The sequence below is a fragment of the Acinetobacter variabilis genome, assembly GCF_000369625.1.
In the GTDB taxonomy this organism is placed as follows: domain Bacteria; phylum Pseudomonadota; class Gammaproteobacteria; order Pseudomonadales; family Moraxellaceae; genus Acinetobacter; species Acinetobacter variabilis.
Window position 1 is genome coordinate 711501 of sequence record NZ_KB850113.1, and the last position, 17376, is coordinate 728876.

Here is a 17376-nt window from a genome sequence, read left to right on the forward strand (position 1 = left end):
TTACAAAAGAATTACGATTTACAGTCAGGCCTTGGACTGACTGGTTTGTGCTTCGCACTCACGGCGCGCATCTTCCAGAATTTTAAGTTCTTCTTTGCTAAATGGCTGTTCATTTAACTGGTTTTTCTTGAAAGTCGGGTCAAGCAAAGACAGGCGGTTGCACAGCGTATTCATGCGTTTTTCATTTTGTTGAATACGGTCAAGTAGAACACGCATGCCTTCCAGAATCGGGTCTGTCTGATCCTGTGTAGTTGCATAAGGCTGGAAGCCAATACTTTCGGCATAATCACGACGACGTGCTTCAGCATCATCTTTTGGCTGATCTTTTATGATAAAGCGCGCTGGGTTGCCAACCGCTGTGGTATTCGGCGGAACTGCTTTGGTAACCACAGCATTGGAACCGACCTTGGCATTTTTACCTACCGTGAATGGACCCAGGATTTTGGCACCTGCACCAACCACAACACCATCTTCCAGAGTCGGGTGACGTTTGCCTTTATTCCAGGTTGTACCACCCAAAGTCACACCATGATACAGGGTGACATCATCGCCAATTTCCGCAGTTTCACCAATCACAACGCCCATGCCGTGATCAATGAAAAAACGTTTACCAATCTTGGCGCCCGGATGAATTTCGATACCTGTTGCAAAACGGCTAAAAGAGGACAAAACACGCGCTGTACCTTTACAGTCTTTTTTCCATAGCTCATGTGCCATGCGATGCATAATTAGTGCATGAATGCCAGGGTAGGTGGTTAAGACTTCTAAGGTATTGCGTGCTGCAGGATCGCGCGCAAAGACAGCTTGGATATCTTCTTTGAGCTGTTTTAGCATTAGTTTTGATCCTCATCCTGTTGTGATGTATGGGAAGATTTTTTCCAGGTGCCGTTATTCAGTGCCTGAACACGAGTGAAAATACCACGAAGTAAGTGATATTCCATACGATCTAATTGTATACGTCCGAAAAGGCGACGCAAGCGTAAAGGAAGTAATCGTGGGTTTTTTGGGTCCATAAATTCAATTTCTGCCAGCATTTTTTCCAGATGCGGGTAGAACTGTTCCATCTGTTCATGGGTCACCAGCGGTTCATCCCACTCCATTTCAATGCCATCAATGACTTGCATGGTGGCTTTTGGATCACGTGGGTGTTCAACCTGATCCAGTGCCGCCATACGTAACTCATAGCAGATCACCTGAATGGCTTGAGCGACATTCAATACGCCGTAATCCGTATTCACAGGAATGGTTAAGTGATAATTCGCCATCGCCAGTTCTTCATTGGTCAGACCACGGTCTTCACGGCCAAACAGAATCGCAATTTCCTGTTGCTCTCGCACGACCGCAGACAGGGCTTTTTCTGCGGCTGGACGTACATCAAGTAAAGGCCATGGAATAGTGCGACTACGCGCACTGGTACCAAAGACGATCTGGCAATCTTTAATAGCTTCTTCTAGCGTTTCTACGATTTCAATCTGTTCGATCAGATCGGCTGCACCTGCAGCCAGCGCATCAATATCTGGATGCGGGTAGGTTTTTGGTGCAACCAAAACCAGTTTGCACAGGCCCATGGTTTTCATGGCACGTAAGGCACTACCAATATTGGCAGGCAGGGTGGTATTAACCATGACAATACGCACATGGGAGAGATGTGCTGAAACAGCAGCATTGTCAATTTGACTCATGATGATTCCAGTTTGGATATATTAGAATGGGAGATTATGAATACTGCGGTTGAGACTCGGCTTCATATTGTGCCAGAGCATCGTCCATAATCATATCTGAAGGTGGAGGCGGAACCTCAACTGGCTTAGCTTCTTCATAAGATACGGCACGTGCAGCTTTAGACTTCACCTGATACTCGATATAGAGCGCAGTCTTGCCAAAATAGTCACGCAGCTTGGCGAGAAGATCATCCAGTGGTGCAACTTTCCAGCTTAAGCCCAGATGCAGTTCAGCCGTGGCATAGCCATAATCCAGATACAGAATTACTGGAATATGCGTGCTCATATCCACATTGGTATATGGCATCAGAATTTGCTGCAAGTCACGGCTGAGGGTTTTGCTGTAATGTTCAGCTTGCAAGGTAATCTTGATGCTGTTAGCACGTTTCTGACGGATTTCATTCAGGCTAAAGGCTTTGGTCAAACGACTGAGTGGGCGATCAAAACCTTCACGCTCGTAAATTTCACCTTCAATCACCACCACTTTATCAACCTGAACGATGTCTTTAAAGCGCTGGAAGCGTTCATGGTTGGTGGAGATTTCGATACGTGCCGTACCATCATCTAATGTCACCATCATCCGGTTCGGGAAGTTAGCGACATCGACTACCAGACCAGCAAACACAGTCGTTACACCACGACGGGTCGGGGTTAATTCATTGATCTGACAAGGTACGAATGCTTTTAGCTCATTACGATATACATCAATTGGGTGACCCGTTAGATATAGGCCGAGTGTATCTTTTTCACCTTTGAGACGGACTTCATCAGACCAAGGTTTCACCGGTTTGGCCGGTTTACGCTGAACTTCTTCAACTTCACCAAATAGATCCATGATCCCGGTTTCACGGTTCTGACGGGCCTGATCTGCAGCCTGTACTGCTTCAGGAAGCTGTGCCATTAAATCAGCGCGTTCAATGCTCAAGCAATCCAGTGCACCAGCACGGATCAGGGCTTCGAGCGTACGTTTATTGATTTTTTTCAGGTCGATACGGTGACAGAAGTCAAACAGGTCTTTATAAGGACCTTCTTTCTGACGTGATTCAATCACTGACTGCATTGCCGCTTCACCCACGCCTTTAATCGCACCTAAACCATACACAATAGTTTTTGGATCACTGGCATGGAACTGGTAAATCGACATATTCACCGATGGTGGTAATACTTCCAGTCCGTTATGACGGCAATCATCAATCAGGAACACCACGTTATCAGTGTTCTGCATTTCCGAGGTCATCACCGCTGACATGAATTCAGCAGGATAATGCGCTTTCAACCAAGCTGTTTGATAGGCGACAAGTGCATAGGCTGCAGCATGCGATTTGTTAAAGCCATAGCCTGCGAATTTTTCCATATAGTCGAAGATATGGTTCGCCGTTGCTTCATCGATATCTTTTTTCGCAGCACCTTCAATGAAGATCTTACGCTGCTTGATCATTTCTTCAGGTTTTTTCTTACCCATCGCACGACGAAGTAAGTCCGCACCACCCAAGCTATAGCCGGCACAGAACTGTGCCGACTGCATTACCTGTTCTTGGTAGACCATGATCCCGTAAGTCGGCTCTAATACCTTTTCCAGTAATGGATGCAGGTATTCAAACTCGCCACCATGCATACGATGGATAAAGTCAGGAATCAGATCCATTGGACCCGGACGATATAACGATACGAAGGCGATAATTTCTTCGAACTTGCTAGGACGTGCTTCCTTCAACATCTTTTTCATGCCGACGGATTCAAACTGGAATACCGCGGTGGTATTCGCCGTCGCGAAGATGTTATAGGCAGGTTTATCATCCAGCGGAATATAGGAAATATTCACCGGTTCGGTCACGTCTGGGCGTGCATTGATGTGCTTGATGGCATCTTCAATAACGGTCAGGTTACGTAGACCTAAGAAGTCGAATTTCACTAGACCGGCAGCTTCGACATCATCCTTATCAAATTGAGCAACACGTGCTGTACCATCCGCATCACACATCACGGCTGAATAGTCGGTCAGTTTGGTCGGTGCAATCACTACACCACCGGCATGTTTACCAGTATTACGGGTAATGCCTTCAAGCTTGAGTGCCATTTCCCAGATTTCTGAGGCATCGTCATAATCTGGATTTGATGGATTGGTGACGATATCTTTCAGTTGGGGTTCGGCTTCTAACGATTCTTCCAGACTTAAACCCAAAGGCTTGGTGGGAATCAGTTTGGAAATACGATCAGCCAGACCATAAGATTTACCGAGGACACGGGCTACATCTCGAATCGCACCTTTCGCTGCCATGGTACCGAAAGTCGCAATTTGCGATACCGCATCACGACCATAAGTCTGTGCCACATAGTCAATTACGCGGTCACGACCAGCGATACAGAAATCGACGTCAAAGTCGGGCATCGAAACACGTTCCGGGTTCAAGAAACGTTCGAACAGCAGGTCATAGCGCAGAGGATCAAGATCGGTAATTTTCAAACTATAGGCTACGAGGGAACCCGCACCTGAACCACGGCCCGGACCTACCGGTACGCCATTTCCTTTGGACCATTGAATGAAGTCCATGACGATCAAGAAGTACCCTGGGAAGCCCATATCCAGAATAATCTTGATCTCAAAGGCCAGACGTTCATCATAAGGCTGACGGATTATAGGCCAATCTTCTTCACGTTTTTCTGGTGGGTACAGGAAGTTCAGGCGTTCTTCTAAACCTTCTTCACATAAATGTGCGAAGTAGGTGTCAATAGTATGGCCTTCAGGAATTGGATAATCTGGTAGATCGTTGAAACCTAAACGTAGGGTGACATTACAACGTTTTGCGATATGGAAGGTGTTTTCAATCGCGGTTGGAATATCGCTAAACAGTTCCGCCATTTCTGTTGAGCTTTTAAAATATTGCTCAGGGCTATAGGTTTTAGGACGGCGATTATCACCAAGCACATAACCATCTGCGATACAGACACGCGCTTCATGTGCTTCAAAGTCTTCGCGTGCAATAAAATGCACATCATTATGTGCAACTACACCAATATTATATTTCTTTGCGAGCTTTACCGCTTCTTCAATGAAAGTATCTTCATTAGCACGGCCAGTGCGGGTGAGGGCGAGATAAACACGATTTCCAAATTTCTCTACCCATTCTTGCAGTAGCGGTTCAGCTTTATCGGGATTTGAAGTAATCAGCATTTTGCCGACATCGGACTGCATACTGAGCAATACGATCATGTCATCGTGCTGGTTTAAGATCCAATCTTTCTGTACGCAGGGAATATCCAGTTGCTGGCCGCGGATATAACCTTCAGAGACCAGTTCGGTCAGGTTGCGCCAGCCTTTGTTGGTCATGGAAAGCAGGGTGACCCGATGCTCGGCATCATTCAGGCGGATTTCAGAACCGAGAATCGGTTTGATGCCTTTATCTAGACATTTTTTATAGAATTTAACAGCAGCATGTAGATTGGATAAATCAGTCAGCGCAAGTGCTGGCATCTCGTCATTTGCGGCTGCTTTGACCAAGTCAGGTATACGTACGATGGATTCAGTAATCGAAAATTCTGTATGAATACCAAGATGAACAAAGTGCATAAATGAGTCCCTGCAAAAACCACTCGATAGTTTAGCACGGGATTTATTGTTTCAGTTTGAAATTGAGGGGAAATGCTGAACTTTTAGATTGTGAATTAGAATTGACTTAAAGTCATGTTTATAATTTTATCGGAATAGAACTACGCACCCAAATTGAATTTGTAGTAGGCGACATGGATGTCGCCTTTGGCTTGTGATACAGGGAAGTATTATCAAGCCAAAAAAAGATTTTTGTTACTTTTGATCTTTCAAAAGTAAAAGAAGAATTTCAAGTGCTAATAAGCTTTGTCATGAAGTTATTGGAAAAATCGAATTTCAGTATTTTATTCAATTTTAACTTTGTAGTGTTTGTGCCTTACTTTTGACGAGTGACGAGCCAAAAGTAACAAAACCCCTTTGTTAATCTGATGGCACGTCCATGTGCCACAGCTCAACGGGTGACATCCTGTCACCATTCTTTATAGTTAGTGCTTAGTGGAATTTGAATAAAGAGCTGTTAAGGTGGATTTGTAATGTAAGATCATTTGCTTAGTAGATAAAATAAAACCCTCAAAAAGAGGGCTTTACTTACTTAGGAATTTAGCTTAACGAAGTCGAGATAACCAGTCACCGACACTTTGTACAATCTGCACCAGAATCAACAAGACAATTACAGTCATAATCACGACAGAGGTATCAAAACGCTGATAACCATAAGAGATCGCTAAGTCACCAATACCACCAGCACCAACTGCTCCAGCCATCGCTGTTGCACCAATCAGGCTGATGGTTGCTGTGGTTAGATTCAAAATTAGTGAGCTACGTGCTTCCGGCAGAATAAATTTAAAGATAATCTGCATCGGTGTTGCACCCATGGCTTGAGCAGATTCGATAATGCCTTCATTCACTTCCAGCAGAGAGGTTTCTACCAGACGGCCGATATAAGGACCCACATAAATGGTCAGCGGAACAATCGCTGCCCACGTACCGATAGAAGTACCGACCAAGAATTTAGTCAGGGGAATAACAGCAATCAACAGGATAATAAATGGTAGAGAGCGTAGGGCATTTACGATCGGGTTTAGAGCATGGTAAATCACACGGTTTGGCAGAATCCCGTTTGGACGAGTGACGAGTAAAATGATCGCCTGAGTGAAGCCCCAGATACAGCCAAACAACATCGCAAAGAACACCATATGGAAGGTTTCTTGAAGTGCGGTCACGAACTGGTCCATTGACAGCGAGCTTTTCCAGAAAGGCGCAGTGATTGTAGTAAGCCACTGTACAATTAAGTCTCTCATTCCTGTACTCCTGCTTGATCTACCTGTACGCCGTTATCTCTGAGATATTGTATTGCAGCTGTAATTTGTGCAGGATCGCCGAGAAGCTGGATAAACATCTGTCCAATCACCGAACCATTAATTTCAGTCATATTGGCAAACAGGATATTTAAACTGATATCAAACTGTTTAATTACACCCTGAATCACGGTTTCCTGCGCTGAGCTGCCCAGGAATTTTAAACAATAAATACTGTGATGATTCTGATTTTCCAGATTCGCCAGAATATTTACTGGCAAGTTCTGCTGGAGTACAGTTTGAATGAAGTTTTTCGTCGTTGGATGCTGAGGTTGACTAAAGATCTGCAGGGTAGAACCGGTTTCAATCACATCACCTTTTTCCATCACGGCCACATAATCGCACACGGTTTCGATCACATCCATTTCATGGGTGACCATGACAATGGTAATGCCTTGTTCCTGATTAATGCGTTTCAGCAGTTGCAGTACAGACTTGGTGGTTTGCGGATCGAGTGCTGAGGTTGCTTCATCACACAACAAGATCTTTGGATGATTCGCTAAGGCACGGGCAATACCGACACGCTGCTTCTGACCGCCAGAAAGTTCATCTGGAAAAGCATTGCGTTTATGTTTTAAATCAATAAAGTCCAGCAATTCTTCAAGACGCTTTTCCCGTTCAGCTTTACTCCAGCCAAGCAGTTTCATTGGCATTTCAATATTGGCAGCCACAGTTTTGGTCTGCATCAGGTTAAAGTGCTGGAAAATCATGCCGATCTGGGTACGTTCCTGACGCAATGATTTGGCATCCAAAGCAGTAAAGTCCGTGCCATTGATAATCACCTGACCAGAAGTAGGGCGTTCAAGCAGATTAATTAGGCGGATCAGGGTACTTTTACCGGCACCACTATAGCCAATAATGCCAAAGATACTGCCGGTTGGAATCTGTAAATTAATCCGATTCAAGGCACGTAAGGTTTGACCCTTGAGCTCATACTGTTTGGAGATGTCTTTAAATTCAATCATAGTGTCAAATACTGCATCACGAATAAAAAAACAGGCAAGAAATCTTGCCTGTTCTGAATATTGATTATTGTATTACTTTTCTTCGGTTAAATAAGTCACTGGTTTATTTACAGCAACTTTAGTACCACCGAAGTGTTCATCAACATAGGCTTTCACAGCAGGAGTATGATACAACTGGCCAACTTTTTGAAGTACAGGATCATTTTGACGGTCAGCAGCGACAGCTAAAATGTTAACATTCATTTTAGTACTTTGATCAATCGCTTCGTAATAGATCGCATCTTTCAATACGTTCAGACCACCTTCCATTGCCAAAGTATTACCTAGAACAATCGCATCGACTTCATCTTTCACACGGACTGCAGTCGCCATTTGAATTGGCTTGATGACAATCTGTTTCGCATTTTCAGTGATGTCAGCAGGCGTACCTTTTACCAGGTCAAAGTTTGGTTTAAGTTTTACCAGACCCGCAGATTGTAAAAGTAACAATGCACGTGATTCATTCGCGCCATCGTTAGGAATAGCAATTGTCGCACCTTGCTTAAACTCTTCAACTTTTTTCACTTTGCTTGAGTAAATCCCCATTGGCTCAAGATAAGTCGTAGAAAGTGGAGCGATCTTTTGAGTATTGGCGTCGTTATAAGCCACCATATAGGCATAAGACTGGAATGCGTTAACATCAATTTCTTTGTTGGCAACCGCAGTGTTCATCGCAACATAATCAGTGAAGTTTTTCACATCAAGTTTGATGCCGGCTTGTTTAGTTTCAGGCAAAGTTGAAATGTAGCGCCATACGTCAGCATCTGAACCAGTGGATGCCATAGTAACTGTTTGAAGTTCACCTGAATCTTTGTTTTGTGCTGCATCCGTTGCAGGGGCTTCTTGTTTTCCGCATGCAGTTAAAGTCAATACAGATGCACTGAGTAAAACGCCAAGTAGCTTTTTCATAAAGATATCCTAATTCTCGTGTTGCCTAAAGTATATGCATTTTAAGGTCATGTTAAAGTGGAGTTTTATTACACTTTCATCTGACTCTAGATCGATGTCGCATGTGGCTCCGGCAGAGAAAATGCAAATGTACTGCAACAGTTCACGTTAATTCGATCGGGTCAGAGTTCACCAAACCACTATATCGGTTTTCTATTTGGAGAGAGTAAATAGAGATTTTATAAAAGATATAGTCAAATTTAGTACTCTGAATGGGCGCAATCATAGCAATTATTATTTATTCGATATAGTGGATAAAAACTATCTACTTATCTATTTAATAGAATATATATTAGATGAAAATGATTAAAATATTAATGAATACAATATATTATTTTTATTGAAGATAAATCAGAATTACATATCGCTTAAAGATTGATCTTTATAAGATTTTATCCAATAGAAATCATAAAAATGAATAAACATAGGTAAATCTACTAGCTCATTGAGCTACTGAAAAATCTTTTTTAATGAATGGTTAAGGAAGGTTTAAGTCAACCCTTATTTACTTGAATAATTGCTTTGATTAATTTCATACAATACATACCAACATAAAGGATGATCCTTAGGCAAGCGTGGATGCTGAAATTCTTGAGTCTTTACCATGCCTATCTTTTTCATCACCGCTTCGGATGGTGTATTGACTGTGACAGTGAAAGATACAACTTTATTCAAACCTAAAGTATTGAATGCGTAATCCAATACTGCGCGAGCACCTTCAGTGGCATAACCTCGATGCCAATATTTTTTGGCAAGACGCCAGCCAATTTCAACACAGGGTATAAACTCAAACAGATCAGGCTGCGGTTGCAGGCCAATAAAGCCAATAAATTCTTTAGGCTCTTTTAGCTCAACTGCCCATAAACCCCAACCATACTGATCAATCTGTTTAGTTACTTTTTCAATAAATTGTAGACTTTGTTCAGGTGTCAGTAGGCTGGGAAAATAACGCATAACTTCAGGATTTTGCCCCATAGCAATAAAAGCTGGATAGTCCGATGCTTGCCAAGGTCGAAGGATGAGGCGTTATGTTTCTAACATTTCTAAAAATGGAGTTTAGTGATCTAGCTATTTATAAAACTATAAAGCCAAGCATGAGTAAAGTTGAAATTCTTCACTATAAAAAAACCCCGCATTCAGCGGGGTTTTTATTTAATCTAAATATAGATTAAGCATTTTCACGCGCAATTGCACGGTAACCAATATCTTTACGGTATTGAACGCCGTCGAATGTTACTTTTTCACAAAGCTCTAATGCTTTCGCTTGTGCTTCACCAATGGTGTTACCCAAAGCAGTCACACAAAGTACACGACCGCCAGCAGTGACAATATCACCATTTTCATTGGCTTTGGTGCTTGCATGGAATACTTTGGCATCAGTCATTTCAGTATCTAGACCTGAAATCACATCGCCATTGCTAGAAGTTTCAGGGTAGCCTTTAGATGCCAGTACGATACCGACAGTTTTACGCTCATCCCATTCAGCTTCTGCAGGAAGATTGCCTTCAAGACCTGCTTGAACCAAATCTACCAAAGATGATTTTAAGCGCATCATGATCGGTTGAGTTTCAGGATCACCAAAACGACAGTTGAACTCGATTACTTTTGGTTGACCTTTATCGTCAATCATCAGACCTGCATACAAGAAACCTATGTATACTTGACCATCTTTTTTCATGCCTTCAACAGTCGGGCGCATCACTTCATTAATAGTTTTTTCAAATACGCCAGCAGTCACAACAGGAGCAGGAGAGTAAGCACCCATACCGCCAGTATTTGGACCTTGGTCGCCTTCAAAAATACGTTTATGATCTTGAGATGTCGCCATTGGCAGGATGTTGTCACCATCAATCATACAAATGAAAGAGGCTTCTTCACCAGCAAGGAATTCTTCAATGACTACGCGAGAACCGGCATCGCCAAATTTGTTGCCAGCCAGCATGTCATCAATCGCATCAAATGCTTCTTGATTGGTCATGGCAACAATCACGCCTTTACCTGCAGCAAGACCATCAGCCTTGATCACGATTGGTGCACCATTTTTCTCTACAAAGGCTTTCGCTGCATCTACTTCGGTAAATACATCGTAGAAAGCTGTTGGAATGTTATGGCGTTTTAAGAAGTGCTTAGCGAATGCTTTAGAGCCTTCCAGCTGAGCAGCAAATTGAGTTGGACCCCAAATTTTCACGCCTGCTTCGCGGCAAGCATCAACCACACCATTCACAAGCGGTGCTTCAGGACCCACAATAATCATTTCAACTGCATTATTTTTCGCAAAATCAATGATGGCAGGATTGTCGAGAATGTCCAAAGCGACATTTTCACATTTATTTTCAGTTGCGGTGCCTGCATTGCCCGGTGCAACAAATACTTTTGCCACTTGATCGTCTTGTGCGATTTTCCATGCAAGCGCATGTTCACGGCCGCCACTACCTAAAACCAGAATATTCATTTAAAAAATCCCTCAAAATTGAATCCCTCCCAACCTCCCTTTACGAAAGGGAGGGGAATCGCGAAATAAAGACTTCCTCTATATGCGCGAAAAGTCCCCCTTTTTATAAAGGGGGATTTAGGGGGATTAATAAATACAACTTATAATTAATTAGTGGCGGAAATGACGCATGCCAGTGAATACCATTGCAATACCAGCTTCATCCGCTGCAGCAATTGTTTCTTCGTCACGCATTGAACCACCTGGTTGGATAATGCATTTGATGCCGGCTTTAGCCGCGTTGTCGATACCGTCACGGAATGGGAAGAAGGCATCAGATGCCATAACTGCACCTTCAACCACTAAACCAGCGTGTTCAGCTTTGATCGCAGCAATACGAGCTGAGTTTACACGGCTCATTTGACCTGCGCCCACACCAATAGTTTGACGGTTTTTCGCATAAACAATCGCGTTTGATTTCACGTATTTCGCAACTTTCCAAGCAAAGATCATGTCATCGATTTCTTGTTCAGTTGGAGCACGCTTAGTCACTACTTTAAGGTCATCTTTCGTGATCATGCCCAAGTCTTGATCTTGAACCAGTAAACCACCGTTTACACGTTTGTAGTCAAGCTGTGGAGCACGTTCATTAATCGCTGGAAGTTCGCCACATACGAGTACACGTACGTTTTTCTTCGCGTCAGTCACTTCAAGTACGCCGTCAGCGATACTTGGTGCAATGATCACTTCAACGAATTGACGATCCACAATTGCTTGCGCAGTTGCAACGTCTAATTCACGGTTGAACGCAATGATGCCGCCAAATGCAGATTCTGGGTCAGTTGCATAAGCAAGATCATAAGCGGCTTTGATGCCGTCTAGAGATACTGCAACACCACATGGGTTCGCGTGTTTTACGATCACACAAGCAGGTTTCGCGAATGATTTAACGCATTCAAGTGCAGCATCAGTATCCGCGATGTTGTTATATGAGAGTTCTTTACCTTGTAACTGCTTAGCAGTCGCAACAGAAGCTTCTTTCGCAGCAGGGTCAACATAGAACGCAGCAGACTGGTGCGGGTTTTCACCGTAACGTAAGTCTTGAGCTTTGTTTAATTGAGTATTGAAAGTACGCGCAAATTTATCTGCCTGACCTTCTTCTTTACCTACGCGAGCGCCTAGGTAAGATGCGATCATACCGTCATATTGAGCAGTGTGTTCGAATGCTTTAACAGCAAGGTCAAAACGCGTTGCATAAGATAAAGCACCCTCAGCTTTAAGCTCAGCAATCACAGTCGTATAGTCAGCAGCATTTACCACGATACCAACAGATGCGTGGTTTTTCGCAGCAGCACGAACCATTGTTGGACCACCGATGTCGATATTTTCAATCGCATCAGCCAGTGAACAGTTTGGTTTCGCTACAGTTGCAGCAAATGGATACAGGTTAACAACGACAAGATCGATCGCATCGATGTTGTGTTCAGCCATCACAGCTTCGTCTAGACCACGACGAGCCAAAATGCCACCATGAATTTTCGGATGTAGTGTTTTTACACGGCCGTCCATCATCTCTGGGAAACCAGTGTGCTCCGAAACTTCTACTACAGCGACATTATTGTCTTTCAACAATTTGTATGTACCACCTGTAGATAAAATTTCTACCCCAAGAGCAGCAAGGTCTTGTGCAAATTCCACAATACCGGTTTTATCGGAAACAGAGATTAAAGCGCGTTTAATAGTCATGATCTTCGTCACAGTTACCAAGGAACAGATTAAATCTAAATAGCTAATTAACAGTCAAAAAAAAATGCCTGCGGTAGCCGCAAGCATTTTATCATTTATTCACTCATTAAACCGTGAGCTTTTAACTTTTTGCGTAAAGTACCGCGGTTTAGTCCGAGAATCTCGGCAGCGCGTGTCTGATTACCACGCGTATATTCTAGAACGACAGATAATAAAGGCTTCTCCATTTCTGCCAGCACCATGTCGTACACCTGAGAAGGTTGCTCGCCTTGCAGTTGTGCAAAGTAGTGGCGAACTGCGCGATCTACGTGAATACGAAGAGCGACATCAGATTGTGCAGTAAAAATAGGAGATTTGCTATTCATGCGAATTAATCCGAAAAATCAAATATCACTTGGGTAAAGCGATATATAAAAGTGGTCTAGAAATTGAAATGAACTCCATTTTAGATCCTAAAACTGGAGTTCTAAAACTTGGTCATTACATTGAGCTTGTAGCTTGCCACATCTCGACGATTTGGTCGAAAAATAAGCGTAACAATAGTTAAAGTTTTGTTACTGACCAAAATCAAAACAAAAAAATCTGCTAGATACGCAATAAGTTTTAGAGCGCATTAGGCAAGACTGTATTTGTTGTGAAAAAGTAGCGAGGAGTTTGCAGCACATAGCTTTCGTGGCGCGTATAATACCATTGTCTCGGGAAAAGTGAGCAAGAAAACTGCATTTTTTTTAACTTTTTTTTCGTTTTTTAATAGTTTTTATCAATATTAAGGTCGAATTATTTCCAAACTGTAATTATCGAAGTCTTTACGGTCGACAGGAAGCACAAATTCAAATTTAAATGGGCTGTTTTGGGGAATACGTTGAATCTTGACCAAGCTTTCGATCAGGTATTCCTGAGGTTTTAAATTATAAGTCGCCAAGACCACACCCTGATCTTTAAGGTGGACTCTCAAATTTGGCATTTCCAGACTACGCTTATGGAAATTGATCAGTTCACCGCTAAACTGGGTTTTATCTGTAGCAATTGCTTTGGCTTTGACCTTATTGGTATTGATCAGATTGTAATGTTCTTCGAGATTGGAACAGTTGAACACTTCACAGATATTGTTAAAAGCCACACTCATCACATGACTATTCTTAATATAGTGTGGATTAAACCAGAAGAATTGAAATAAAAGTAAGCCAAATAAGAACAGGTTTAGGCTGGTCCAGCCTAAATAATAAAGCGGGCCTTTATTGTGCTGTTTATCAGCCTGATCATCCCAGTTCATGCTAGGGAGGATTGCAATCGGTTCGGTACTGAAATAATTCAGGTTGTTCAGATATGTTTTCAGATCAATATTTGAGTTTTCAACTTTTTCATCAAAGATGTTGAGTAAATAGTGCTGATCTGAAGAATTGGCTGAACAAGTAGATTCGGCGAGGCTTCTATTAATATAAGAAACATGACTTGGCGTATGGGTAAGGGCGACCGAATTCTGTGCTTCGGTCACCAGATGCGATAAAGCATTAAAGGTCGTACTACATTTTGGGCAGCAAACCATGCCTTGGGCAATGGTTAATTGCGCAACCGTAACTTTATAGGTTGTAGAGCAGGTCGGGCAGTGGGTTCGCTTGTCACTCATAAATGTTTTATAGACTCTTTAATTCTTATGGCGTTTCCCCGAAATACGGCACCAGTGTTCATCGCGTTTTTCTACTTCTAATATATCAAAATGTTTTGAGTAAATGCTAGTAACATCAGCAACTTGCTCTTCAATAACACCTGCGAGTGCGAACTCTGCCTCAGGTTTGACCAATTCTGCGAACTCAGGCTCAAGCATCATGAGTGGGCCAGCCAGAATATTAGCAACAAATACATCTGCTTTCTGCTCGCCAAGCTCTGCATTGAACTCCTCTGGTAAACCAACATAAAGTCGATCCAATACACCATTCAGTTCAGCATTCTGTTTGGTGGCCAAAACAGCTTGTGGGTCAATATCAGTTGCATACGCATATTTGGCACCGAGTAACAATGCAGCGACAGCCAGAATACCTGAACCACAGCCATAATCGATCACGATCTTGTCTTTTACATCAGTTTTACCCAACCATTGCAGGCAAAGGAAAGTAGAGGCGTGGTTACCTGTACCAAAAGCTAAACCTGGATCAAGCTTGATATTCACTGCATCTGCTTCAGGCGCTTCCATCCACTCTGGAACAATCCAGAATTTTTCAGAAATCTGGATTGGCTCGTAGGCATCCATCCAGGTGCGTTCCCAAGCTTGATCTTCCAGGAATTCATGGCGGATCGGTGCTTCAGGTAGTTGTGCGCGAATAAAGGTTTCCAATGCAGCTACATCGATTTCTTCTTCGTCATCTTCTTGAGCATAGATGCCAGTCACGATCACTTTATTCCAGAGCGGTGTTTCACCCGGAAGTGGTTCCAGTAAATCCTGGTTTTCAGCATCATCCAGAGTGACACTTACGGCGCCCAGTGAGCTAAGTAATGTTTCAGTAAAATCTACCTGAGCTTGATCAACTGTAATATGAATTTGTAACCACTTCACAGAAATAACCTTCATACATTTTTTCAAAAAGCTATTGTAACGGAAGTTCGGCTTGAAGGTGTGATCTTCTTGAGACGGAGTTAAATAAAAAGGATGCTTTCGCATCCTTTTTATGAAAACCGGTTAAAACGCATTTTCCTGAGTGGGAGAGATCGTAGGATGTGCAGCTACTGGAGCAAAGCGATTCAGTAATAATCCAAAAATAGCTGCGAAGATATACATAAAGATTGAATAAACCGCAGCGGGCATAGCAACTACAGTGCTGGACATGACAGTAAGTGCAATAGTCATGGCGAGTGTGCTGTTATGAATACCGATCTCGAAGGCGCTGGCACGTGCCTGAGCGAAATTGATATTCATCAGGCGTGGAACAAAATAGCCAATCATTAAGCTGAAGAGACAGAACAGGGCGGTTGCTAAACCCACCTGAGTCAGATATTCGGCAATATTGGCGCGTTCACTATAAATTGCTCCTGCAATAATCAGCACCAGAAAGAGGACTGCAAAAATGCGAAGAGGCCTATTCAGCTTTACAGTGAGTGCTGGGGCATAATGACGAATCAACATACCAATCGCGACCGGTATAATAATGATACCAAACACTTGCAGGATCTTTCCGAACTGCAAGCTGATCTGCTGACTGTCCTGCATAAAATGCATGATCGAGAAATTCATGATTAAAGGTAAGGTAAATGCAGCAACCACCGAATTGATCGCAGTCAAGGTAATATTAAGCGCCAAATCACCTTTAAATAGATAGCTGAACAGATTTGCGGTGCTACCACCTGGCGAAGCGGCCAGCAACATCAGACCAACAGCGAGTAAAGGTGGTAAAGCCAGAACTTTACATAGAATGAAAGCAATGCTTACCAGCAGAATTAATTGACAAAACAAGGCAACCAGCACTGCTTTAGGGTGCTGACTTACCCGCGCAAAATCTTTAAGTGTGAGTTCGAGTCCTAATCCCACCATGATGATGGCGAGTGCGAGGGGGAGGAATATTGTTATGATGCCAGAGTCCATCTGCATGCTCCTTATAGAAATTTATTTTAATAGTTTTAAATTTTCTATAAAAAGCATACAGCTTAAGCAGGCAATTAACTTAGAAAGTTACAAATCTGATAAACGACTCTTGGCACTATAGCTGAGTTTCTGCTGGCTGATCATAAAACCAAAAATACCAGCAAAAACATACATGACAATTGAATAAATACCCGCAGGGATGGCAATGGTGACATTATTCAGGACAGAAATCGCAATTGTCATTGACACAGTTGTGTTATGAATGCCGACTTCAAAGGTACAGGCACGTGCCATCTTGTCTGGAATATCCATTAATAAAGGCAGGCAATAACCGAGAAACAGGCTGGAAAAACATAATATAGAGGTAGCAATCCCAATGCCGGTAAAATATTCGATGATGTTAAAGCGCTCTTGGAAAATGGCATAGATCAAGAGCATGCTTAAAAAAGCGATAGATAGCAGCCGCATTGGCATATGTACAATATCTGAAAGCTTTGGAAATTTTGCCCGCATCAGCATGCCGATCACAACCGGAATAATCGTAATCAGAAAAACCTGAGCCATTTTTTCAAGCGGTAAGCCGATGCCGGTATCCTGTCCTATAAAATAGTACAGGGACAGGTTCATAATAAAAGGTAAGGTAAAAATAGAAATAATCGTATTGATGCCGGTTAACGTGATATTAAGCGCAACATCACCTTTATAAAGATAACTTAGCAGATTGGCAGTAGCTCCTCCTGGAGAGGCAGCCAGCAGCATCATGCCTACAGCAAGCAATGGCGGCAGATCAAGTACCAGACAGATTAAAAAGGTTAAACCGGTTAAAATTACCAGTTGTGAGAATAAGACAATAAAAATCACCTTAGGATAACGGCTAACATGTAGAAAATCCTTGATTGTTAACTGTAGCCCTAACCCCATCATTGTTATTGCCAAAGTAATCGGCAAAAACAAGCTAAAAAACCCCGAATCCATGAAGTTTCCTTTTTATTATTCATTTTTTAGGTATGTTTTGAGTTTAGCGTAGATGAATAAATAAGCAATATA

Annotated in this window: 14 protein-coding genes; all 14 read right to left on the reverse strand. The window is 42.6% G+C overall.

Annotation, left to right across the window (positions count from 1 at the left end):
* Window positions 1–24 precede the first annotated feature (24 nt).
* Window positions 25–834, reverse strand: coding sequence for a serine O-acetyltransferase (gene cysE / locus F897_RS09080; protein WP_005235243.1), 810 nt, complete (start codon window positions 832–834; stop codon window positions 25–27).
* The gene (locus tag F897_RS09085; protein ID WP_005235244.1) at window positions 834–1682 is read right to left on the reverse strand and encodes an RNA methyltransferase; all 849 of its coding nucleotides are present in this window, start codon (window positions 1680–1682) and stop codon (window positions 834–836) included. The genes cysE and F897_RS09085 overlap by 1 nt, the downstream gene beginning before the upstream one ends.
* A gap of 34 nt (window positions 1683–1716) precedes the next feature.
* Window positions 1717–5289 (reverse strand): DNA polymerase III subunit alpha, encoded by a 3573-nt coding sequence (dnaE, locus tag F897_RS09090; protein ID WP_005235245.1) that lies wholly within the window; start codon window positions 5287–5289, stop codon window positions 1717–1719.
* Window positions 5290–5873: 584 nt separating this feature from the next.
* The gene (locus tag F897_RS09095) at window positions 5874–6569 is read right to left on the reverse strand and encodes a methionine ABC transporter permease (protein WP_005235246.1); all 696 of its coding nucleotides are present in this window, start codon (window positions 6567–6569) and stop codon (window positions 5874–5876) included.
* Window positions 6566–7591, reverse strand: coding sequence for a methionine ABC transporter ATP-binding protein (locus F897_RS09100; RefSeq protein WP_005235247.1), 1026 nt, complete (start codon window positions 7589–7591; stop codon window positions 6566–6568). The genes F897_RS09095 and F897_RS09100 overlap by 4 nt, the downstream gene beginning before the upstream one ends.
* A gap of 72 nt (window positions 7592–7663) precedes the next feature.
* The gene (locus tag F897_RS09105; RefSeq protein ID WP_005235248.1) at window positions 7664–8539 is read right to left on the reverse strand and encodes a MetQ/NlpA family ABC transporter substrate-binding protein; all 876 of its coding nucleotides are present in this window, start codon (window positions 8537–8539) and stop codon (window positions 7664–7666) included.
* Between the two features lie 540 nt (window positions 8540–9079).
* Window positions 9080–9598 (reverse strand): GNAT family N-acetyltransferase, encoded by a 519-nt coding sequence (locus F897_RS09110; protein ID WP_082188712.1) that lies wholly within the window; start codon window positions 9596–9598, stop codon window positions 9080–9082.
* A gap of 148 nt (window positions 9599–9746) precedes the next feature.
* Entirely contained in the window at window positions 9747–11030 is a 1284-nt protein-coding gene (purD, locus tag F897_RS09115) for a phosphoribosylamine--glycine ligase (RefSeq protein WP_005235253.1), read from the reverse strand.
* Window positions 11031–11180: 150 nt separating this feature from the next.
* Complete coding sequence (purH, locus tag F897_RS09120; RefSeq protein ID WP_005235255.1) at window positions 11181–12755, reverse strand: bifunctional phosphoribosylaminoimidazolecarboxamide formyltransferase/IMP cyclohydrolase; 1575 nt, start codon at window positions 12753–12755, stop codon at window positions 11181–11183.
* A gap of 95 nt (window positions 12756–12850) precedes the next feature.
* Entirely contained in the window at window positions 12851–13120 is a 270-nt protein-coding gene (gene fis / locus F897_RS09125) for a DNA-binding transcriptional regulator Fis (RefSeq protein ID WP_001086304.1), read from the reverse strand.
* A gap of 401 nt (window positions 13121–13521) precedes the next feature.
* Window positions 13522–14382, reverse strand: a complete 861-nt coding sequence (locus F897_RS09130; protein WP_005235262.1) for a DUF3426 domain-containing protein — start codon at window positions 14380–14382, stop codon at window positions 13522–13524.
* Between the two features lie 18 nt (window positions 14383–14400).
* On the reverse strand, window positions 14401–15306 hold the full coding sequence (prmA, locus tag F897_RS09135) for a 50S ribosomal protein L11 methyltransferase (protein ID WP_034170373.1): 906 nt from the start codon (window positions 15304–15306) through the stop codon (window positions 14401–14403).
* Between the two features lie 123 nt (window positions 15307–15429).
* Window positions 15430–16329, reverse strand: a complete 900-nt coding sequence (locus F897_RS09140) for a bile acid:sodium symporter family protein (protein WP_005235265.1) — start codon at window positions 16327–16329, stop codon at window positions 15430–15432.
* A gap of 87 nt (window positions 16330–16416) precedes the next feature.
* Window positions 16417–17304: a bile acid:sodium symporter family protein gene (locus tag F897_RS09145; protein WP_005235266.1), complete on the reverse strand. Its 888-nt coding sequence runs from the start codon at window positions 17302–17304 to the stop codon at window positions 16417–16419.
* Window positions 17305–17376 lie beyond the last annotated feature (72 nt).

What these genes read in the sequence shown, in the direction of transcription:
- cysE (WP_005235243.1), bottom strand. Translation starts at nt 834, where the DNA reads ATGCTAAAACAGCTCAAAGAAGATATCCAAGCTGTCTTTGCGCGCGAT.
- F897_RS09085 (WP_005235244.1), bottom strand. Translation starts at nt 1,682, where the DNA reads ATGAGTCAAATTGACAATGCTGCTGTTTCAGCACATCTCTCCCATGTG.
- dnaE (WP_005235245.1), bottom strand. Translation starts at nt 5,289, where the DNA reads ATGCACTTTGTTCATCTTGGTATTCATACAGAATTTTCGATTACTGAA.
- F897_RS09095 (WP_005235246.1), bottom strand. Translation starts at nt 6,569, where the DNA reads ATGAGAGACTTAATTGTACAGTGGCTTACTACAATCACTGCGCCTTTC.
- F897_RS09100 (WP_005235247.1), bottom strand. Translation starts at nt 7,591, where the DNA reads ATGATTGAATTTAAAGACATCTCCAAACAGTATGAGCTCAAGGGTCAA.
- F897_RS09105 (WP_005235248.1), bottom strand. Translation starts at nt 8,539, where the DNA reads ATGAAAAAGCTACTTGGCGTTTTACTCAGTGCATCTGTATTGACTTTA.
- purD (WP_005235253.1), bottom strand. Translation starts at nt 11,030, where the DNA reads ATGAATATTCTGGTTTTAGGTAGTGGCGGCCGTGAACATGCGCTTGCA.
- purH (WP_005235255.1), bottom strand. Translation starts at nt 12,755, where the DNA reads ATGACTATTAAACGCGCTTTAATCTCTGTTTCCGATAAAACCGGTATT.
- fis (WP_001086304.1), bottom strand. Translation starts at nt 13,120, where the DNA reads ATGAATAGCAAATCTCCTATTTTTACTGCACAATCTGATGTCGCTCTT.
- F897_RS09130 (WP_005235262.1), bottom strand. Translation starts at nt 14,382, where the DNA reads ATGAGTGACAAGCGAACCCACTGCCCGACCTGCTCTACAACCTATAAA.
- F897_RS09140 (WP_005235265.1), bottom strand. Translation starts at nt 16,329, where the DNA reads ATGGACTCTGGCATCATAACAATATTCCTCCCCCTCGCACTCGCCATC.
- F897_RS09145 (WP_005235266.1), bottom strand. Translation starts at nt 17,304, where the DNA reads ATGGATTCGGGGTTTTTTAGCTTGTTTTTGCCGATTACTTTGGCAATA.